Source organism: Enterococcus devriesei (assembly GCF_001885905.1).
In the GTDB taxonomy this organism is placed as follows: domain Bacteria; phylum Bacillota; class Bacilli; order Lactobacillales; family Enterococcaceae; genus Enterococcus_A; species Enterococcus_A devriesei.
On the sequence record NZ_JXKM01000025.1, the window covers coordinates 1 to 6,234 of the forward strand.

Annotated in this window: 11 protein-coding genes and 1 pseudogene; all 12 read left to right on the forward strand. The window is 40.1% G+C overall.

Annotated features, from left to right (window positions below):
- The first annotated feature begins 143 nt into the window (after nt 1-143).
- Nucleotides 144-953 carry a PD-(D/E)XK nuclease-like domain-containing protein gene (locus RV00_RS15540; protein ID WP_071863451.1) on the forward strand — a complete coding sequence of 270 codons (810 nt, stop codon included), beginning with the start codon at nt 144-146 and terminating at the stop codon, nt 951-953.
- A gap of 11 nt (nt 954-964) precedes the next feature.
- Nucleotides 965-1,843, forward strand: coding sequence for a Lin1244/Lin1753 domain-containing protein (locus tag RV00_RS15545; RefSeq protein WP_071863452.1), 879 nt, complete (start codon nt 965-967; stop codon nt 1,841-1,843).
- Nucleotides 1,836-2,105, forward strand: a complete 270-nt coding sequence (locus RV00_RS15550; RefSeq protein ID WP_071863453.1) for a hypothetical protein — start codon at nt 1,836-1,838, stop codon at nt 2,103-2,105. The genes RV00_RS15545 and RV00_RS15550 overlap by 8 nt, the downstream gene beginning before the upstream one ends.
- A complete protein-coding gene (locus RV00_RS15555) occupies nt 2,102-2,605 on the forward strand; it encodes a Holliday junction resolvase RecU (protein WP_071863454.1) in 504 nt (167 codons plus the stop codon). Before RV00_RS15550 ends, RV00_RS15555 begins: the two co-directional genes overlap by 4 nt.
- Nucleotides 2,606-2,650: 45 nt before the next feature.
- On the forward strand, nt 2,651-2,917 hold the full coding sequence (locus RV00_RS15560) for a hypothetical protein (RefSeq protein ID WP_071863455.1): 267 nt from the start codon (nt 2,651-2,653) through the stop codon (nt 2,915-2,917).
- Nucleotides 2,911-3,198 (forward strand): hypothetical protein, encoded by a 288-nt coding sequence (locus RV00_RS15565; RefSeq protein WP_071863456.1) that lies wholly within the window; start codon nt 2,911-2,913, stop codon nt 3,196-3,198. Before RV00_RS15560 ends, RV00_RS15565 begins: the two co-directional genes overlap by 7 nt.
- A 31-nt stretch (nt 3,199-3,229) precedes the next feature.
- A complete protein-coding gene (locus RV00_RS15570) occupies nt 3,230-4,231 on the forward strand; it encodes a tyrosine-type recombinase/integrase (protein ID WP_071863457.1) in 1,002 nt (333 codons plus the stop codon).
- 116 nt (nt 4,232-4,347) lie between these two features.
- Nucleotides 4,348-4,908 (forward strand): hypothetical protein, encoded by a 561-nt coding sequence (locus RV00_RS15575; protein ID WP_071863458.1) that lies wholly within the window; start codon nt 4,348-4,350, stop codon nt 4,906-4,908.
- A 27-nt stretch (nt 4,909-4,935) separates the two neighbouring features.
- Complete coding sequence (locus RV00_RS15580) at nt 4,936-5,118, forward strand: hypothetical protein (protein ID WP_071863459.1); 183 nt, start codon at nt 4,936-4,938, stop codon at nt 5,116-5,118.
- 29 nt (nt 5,119-5,147) lie between these two features.
- Entirely contained in the window at nt 5,148-5,351 is a 204-nt protein-coding gene (locus tag RV00_RS15585) for a hypothetical protein (protein ID WP_071863460.1), read from the forward strand.
- A gap of 36 nt (nt 5,352-5,387) precedes the next feature.
- Nucleotides 5,388-5,591, forward strand: a complete 204-nt coding sequence (locus RV00_RS15590) for an Acb2/Tad1 domain-containing protein (protein ID WP_071863461.1) — start codon at nt 5,388-5,390, stop codon at nt 5,589-5,591.
- A 294-nt stretch (nt 5,592-5,885) separates the two neighbouring features.
- Nucleotides 5,886-6,234 (forward strand): annotated as a pseudogene (locus RV00_RS15600) (hypothetical protein); the annotation flags it as partial.

Genomic DNA, 6,234 nt, shown 5'->3' on the forward strand with positions numbered 1-6,234 from the left:
AAAAACAAAAGCGATTGAAGATAAGTTGTTTAAGCAAGATGACGAAGCGTCTGAGCTAGTGGAAGAAGTTGCACAAGAATCACTAGACTTAAACTATCCTGATCCAAATGCTCAGAACTTTGATAGAGAGGACGTGACTCCAAATGATGAAGATGGAGACGATTATCCTTTCTGATGAAAACTATTACTCAAATGAGGCTGATTGGCAGTTTATGTCAGTCAGCCAACTAAAGAGCTTTTTAGATTGCGAAGCTGCAGAACTCGCAAAACTAAAAAGCGATTGGGAGCCGGACAGTGACAAGAAGCCGTTATTGGTTGGTAACTATGTTCATTCTTACTTTGAATCAACAGAAGCACACAAGGTGTTCAAAGCTGAAAACAAAGACAAAATGTTTTCTAGCAAAAAACCGCATGGATTATTAAAGGACTTTCAAATTGCTGAACAGATGATTGCGCGTTTAAAAGGTGAGCCAGCCTTCCAGCAAATTTATCAAGGCGAAAAAGAAGTCATTCTAACCGGTGAATTATTTGGTGTCGAATGGAAAGGCAAGATTGATTGTCTGAATCTTGAAAATGGCTATTTTGTGGATATCAAGACAACGAAGGACATCCATGAGAAAAAATATGATGAATACTGGGGTCCACAATCAAACTTCATTGAACGATATGGCTACTTGATTCAAATGGCAGTATATCGTGAATTATTAGAACAGCAGTATGATAAACAGTTTGTTCCATTTATTGCAGCGGTTAGTAAGCAAACACCGAGCGATGTAGCACTGATCACGCTAGATGAGTCAAAGATGCAGTCTGAGCTATCGAGAGTGGAACAAATGATTGATCATGTTCAACGCGTAAAAATGGGAGAAGAAGCTCCTGAGTGGTGCGGCACTTGTGATTACTGCCGAGCACATAAAAAGATTACTGGATTTACCAATATGAATGATTTATAGGAGGTGAAGCTGTGGCAAGGCCAATAAAAAACGGTCTTGATTATTTCCCTCTTGATGTAGATATATTCGAAGACGAAAAAATAGAAGCTATTGCTGGGGAATTTGGCATTAAAGGTGAGCTAGCGGTAATCAAGCTGTTATGCGCGGTATACAAAAAAGGATACTTCGTTGTATGGAATGATTTAACGCGAGCAACACTTTTAAAACGTCTGCCCGGAGTGAGTAAGGAATTGTTGGACCAAATAGTCAACCGCTTAGTTACGTGGGGGTTCTTTGATGAAACCCTGTTTAACTCGGCTAAGGTCTTGACCAGCGAAAACATCCAAGCAAACTATTTTGAAGCAACAAAGAGAAGGAAATCGCCAAAACCAACAGCTTATTTGATTAATGCAGACATTAATACGCAAGCAAGCGAAGATAATGATGACATTAATACACAAAGTAAAGTAAAGGAAACTAAAGTAAATAAAAGTAATGCTTCTGAATCTAGTAATACTAAACATTCAGAAAGTAGCGCTGTACGTTATTGGCTTAATCAAGTGAACCCAGTCGAAGCCCCGTTCATTACTCAATCAGTTCAATATTGGGTCAATGACTTTGGCGGGCAGGATGAGATTGTAATACTTGCGATTAACGATATGCTCCAGCATAACGCACGCAATTATAGCTATCTCGAAAAAATATTGAAAAGCTGGGAAGAGCTGGGTCTTGATACACCTGAAAAGGTAAATAACCATTTGGCAGGTAAGCATCGAAAAAATGCTCATCCGCAAAACAAAGGGCGTATTGAATCGTTACCGGATCATATAGCGCACCCAAAAACCGAGGCTGATGTTTCAGCAGAAGCTAGAAAAAAATTAATTGAATTAGGAGTGACACCGAATGACTGAAATAGAATTAGCATCGTCCATTGTCAAATTGTTACCGCAAGATTATCAGGAGTGTATGATCTTCGCTTTGGCGAGCTTAAAAAATTCAGAGCAGCAGGATGCGAAATATCGGTTTAAGCAATTCACGATTATTTTGCATCTAAATCTTTATCCTGGCACGAAAGAGTATTCGGATATGTCAGGAAAATCATTTAGTTACTGGCTTGATTGGGGGACCAATCTCTTAGCAAAACTACAACGTAAGCAGGCGGTATCAGCATGAAACCGTGGAGCCAATTTGAAAAATGCATTGAAGGCGTGAATCAATTCTATCGAGCAAAAGGGTTCGGAGTCGTTGAGAAGATCCCGAACGGAACTAAAACAATCAGACAAGGTGGTCGCCAAATTATTGTCAGGGACTCAAAAACAGGATGTGACTTTATCGGGCACTTGGATGGCAAGCCGATTGCTTTTGACTGTAAATTAACCGCAAATAAAACAAATTTTCCATTCGGCTCCGGTAAGGTCGTCACTGTAAAGCCACATCAAAAGGAGTTTTTAAAAGCCTTTAAAGAGACTGGCGGGCAGTCATTTCTTTTAATCGCTTTAGAAAATGGCCGAAGATCCTTTTTGGTTGATATTGACGAATACTTAATATCTGAAAAGCAATTATTAGCCGATGGCCGGAAGTCTTTTCCACTCGTGTGGTTAGAAGCATTTGAGGTTGATCAAGTGAACGGAATCGTTGATTACCGAAAAAATATTATCGAGTACATGAACTGAAAAATAATCATTATCGTTTTTAAAATCAATAATTGAGGTGAAGGAATGGTCTGGAGAAAAATTCGATCAGCAATTGATTCAACGCCAGAAACGATGAACATTTTTGCGCCACCAGGCAGCAAAGTAGTGTTTGCTCATCCTACTTTCGGCGATGATTACGATATCAAAAAGGCACGTGAATTTCTTTGTGAAGGAACGACCTACACTGTCAGTCGAACAGAGATATTCTCCTCATTTACTGAGGTATTTTTACAAGAGTTTCCCGGTGTCCCGTTTAACAGTGTGCAATTTGAGGATGTGAAAAAATGCTAACAGAAAAATATCGCAGTCAGATTGGTGCGATCAAAAGCGTGCCGATTCGAAAGAAAAAGTATCGAACAAAAAAGAATATCGAAATCGGCGAAGTTTACGAGTGCGATACTACTCGTGAAGGAAGTTGGGCTTATCCATTTTTCGGGATTGTCGAAAAAATATACAACAACAGTGCACTAGTAAGAATTATTTCAACTCAAGAATTGGATGATCGGCTTGTTGAACAGCTACAAAGTAGAACGGTTGTCCGGTTGAATAATATGTTTGTCCGAGAAAGTTAGTTTTTAACCTTCGAAAGGGAGAGAGAGAGTCATGGAAATGAAAGAGCAGTTAATCAATACTGTCGTTCGTCACATGAGCCCTGAGTTAGAAGCGGAACAGTTGAAAAAATTAAAAGTGATTTTGGTCATGGACCTGGCGAAATATCGGGTCGATGAATCAAAAAATGAAGTAGTCATCTACGATGAGACGAGTGATATAGCAGCATACAAACAGTATTTTGTCAGCATGAAACTGAGAAACCTTTCTAACGGCACAATCGAGCTAGCTATGCGAACTATCGACCGGTTTAATCGATGGGTTAAGACGCAGTACAAGGATGTTACCACGCAAGACATCAGATTGTTTATCGCTCACCGAGATATGGTGGACCATCTATCGTCAGCGACCTTGAATCGAGAAAGAGGATGTATCTGTCGGTTTTTCAAATGGCTTTATGAAGAAGAATACATTTTGAAAGATCCTGGACGGCGTGTTGAAGATATCAAAGTTGAGAAGCGGCTTAAAAAGGCGTTTACACCCGTTGAGATCGAATTGATGCGGAATGCGTGCGTTAAGCCGAAAGAAAAAGCAGTGATTGAAATGCTCTTTTCGACTGGATGTCGTGTTAGCGAGTTAACTTTGTTGGCAATGGAGAACTATGATCAGCAGCGAGGATCAATCACAGTGGTCGGTAAAGGAAATAAAGAGCGTGTCGTTTTCGTCGGTGCCAGAGCGAAAGTTGCCATTGATAATTATTTACTTATCAAGCCTCATTATGAAGGACCTATCCTTTGTGGCTTAAAAGGTATCGGTACACAGATGTCCGTTTGCGGTATTCAAAAGATGATCAAACGGATTGCGAAACGCGCTTGTGTAGCTCGCGCTCATCCGCACAAATTTCGACGAACGTCAGCAACTCTAGCCTTGAAAAGAGGTATGTCTTTAAATGATGTGCGACGATTCTTGGGCCACACAGATGTTGACACGACGTTGCAGTACATTGACACGACCGGATCTGACCTTAAATTAGAGCATGAAAAATATGTTGCATAGAACAAATGTAGGTAGCGAGGTTTGCTGCTTAGTAATGCAGTGGACCTTGTATTTTTTCGGACAAATAGTTCCGTAACATGGGGCTATCAAGTAGGTTTTTGAAAGGATAATTAATGATGAAAGTAGCTGTAATATGTGAATTTTCAGGGATTGTAAGAGATTCGTTTATCAAGCAAGGTCACCAGGCAGTGTCTTTCGATTTACTTAAAAGCGAAAAGCCTGGACCACATGTGGTTGGAGATGTTCAGCAGCTTGGTAAAGAATATTTTAAAAAATTTGATTTAGCAATATGCCATCCACCGTGTACACATTTAGCTGTGAGTGGCGCCAGGTGGTTTAAGGATAAGCAAGAGGAACAAGCTGAGGCATTAGAATTTGTTCAATGGCTAATGGATTTAGATGTTGAGAGAATCGCATTGGAGAATCCGATTTCAGTCATTTCAAGCAAAATTAGAAAGCCCGATCAAATTATACAACCTTGGCAATTTGGACACGGAGAAACGAAAGCAACGTGTTTATGGTTAAAGAATCTGCCGTTGTTGGAACCGACAAACATTGTTGATGGAAGAGAAAGCAGAATACATCGTATGCCGCCAGGTGAGAATAGATGGAAAGAACGAAGCAGAACATTCTTAGGGATTGCCGAAGCTATGGCTAGTCAATGGAACCTACAGTAACGGACGGTATCAAGGAGGTTTGATTTGATGTATTTAAAAAGTATAACTCCTCAAAAAGTTTTGGAAATATTTGGTAAAGATAAAGAGGAACATTCAAAACTTTGGTGGAAAGGAGACGGAGGAACCATATGCAATCGTGTTGGTTATCTTTTCCCGAGAGCGAATGAAGTAGTTAATTATGAGTGGTTTATCGAGGAGGACGGCGAATGAAGGGAATCACGGCGAAATGGAGGCTATAAATGGATGTATTGATAGATCAACTAAAAATTGATATTGAGAATAAAAAAGCATCGAATCAGTCGCAGCAGATCGACAATGAGGTTTTAGCTTATATCAGTATTTACAAATATGGCAACAAGTTATACAGCTCATTAGCTAAAAAGTGGTTGCAGTTTTTTCTTGTGAACGCTGGTTACGCTGAAAAACTCAGTGATTTGAGTTGAAGGCTATCAAATATTAAAAAGAAAGAGGGAATAAAAATGAATAACCAAATCGAAAATAATTTCATGTACCATGCACCTAAAGAAGGACAAGCGGAAAAGTACGATCAGTTACGATCCAAAGCAAAAGAGCTAGCAAATTTGATTGACGAACTTTGCCCCAACAGTCGAGAAAAATCTTTAGCAACAACCAAACTAGAAGAATCTGTTATGTGGGCCAATGCAAGTATTGCCAGAAATTGAGGTAAAAGGATGGATGATTACCCGCGTCATTTGATATTTGGAACATTGGAACAGGCAAGGTTCGAACAAGACGGATGGGAATGCGGATGGTTCGCAACCCCATCCTTCCTAGAAAGAATCAAACAATTGATGTGTAAGCATAATTTCACCTTGTGGTGCACGAATCAAGGGGTGAAGGATGTTGCGCCAACCAAAATAAGGCGTTGTAAGAAATGTGGTAAACAAGAAGAGGCATATAGGTGGGATTAGTTCAGCTAACCACGCCTATCAAATCGGAAAAAAAGGAGTGACGGAATGGCGCTATTTAACCAGGAACAAATAGAGTTCATCAACAAGAACGTAGACGGAATTCGAAACAAAGAACTGGCTCAACTGATCAATGATCGCTTTTCACTTTCGATCACTCCTACGCAAATATGTCAGTGGAAACAGACGCATGGAGTGAAAAGTCGGACAAGCCTTTATGGTTGGCGCAAAGGTAAGATAGGTGGGAAAGACTTTAAAATGCCTAGCGAACCAAGTCACGGTATGCCTGTTGGGACTGAACGAGTAAACAAACGCGGAATTACGCAAATTAAAATTGCTCGAGGGAAATGGATTGATAAGCATCGACAGCTTTGGGAACAGGCAAATGGGCCAATCC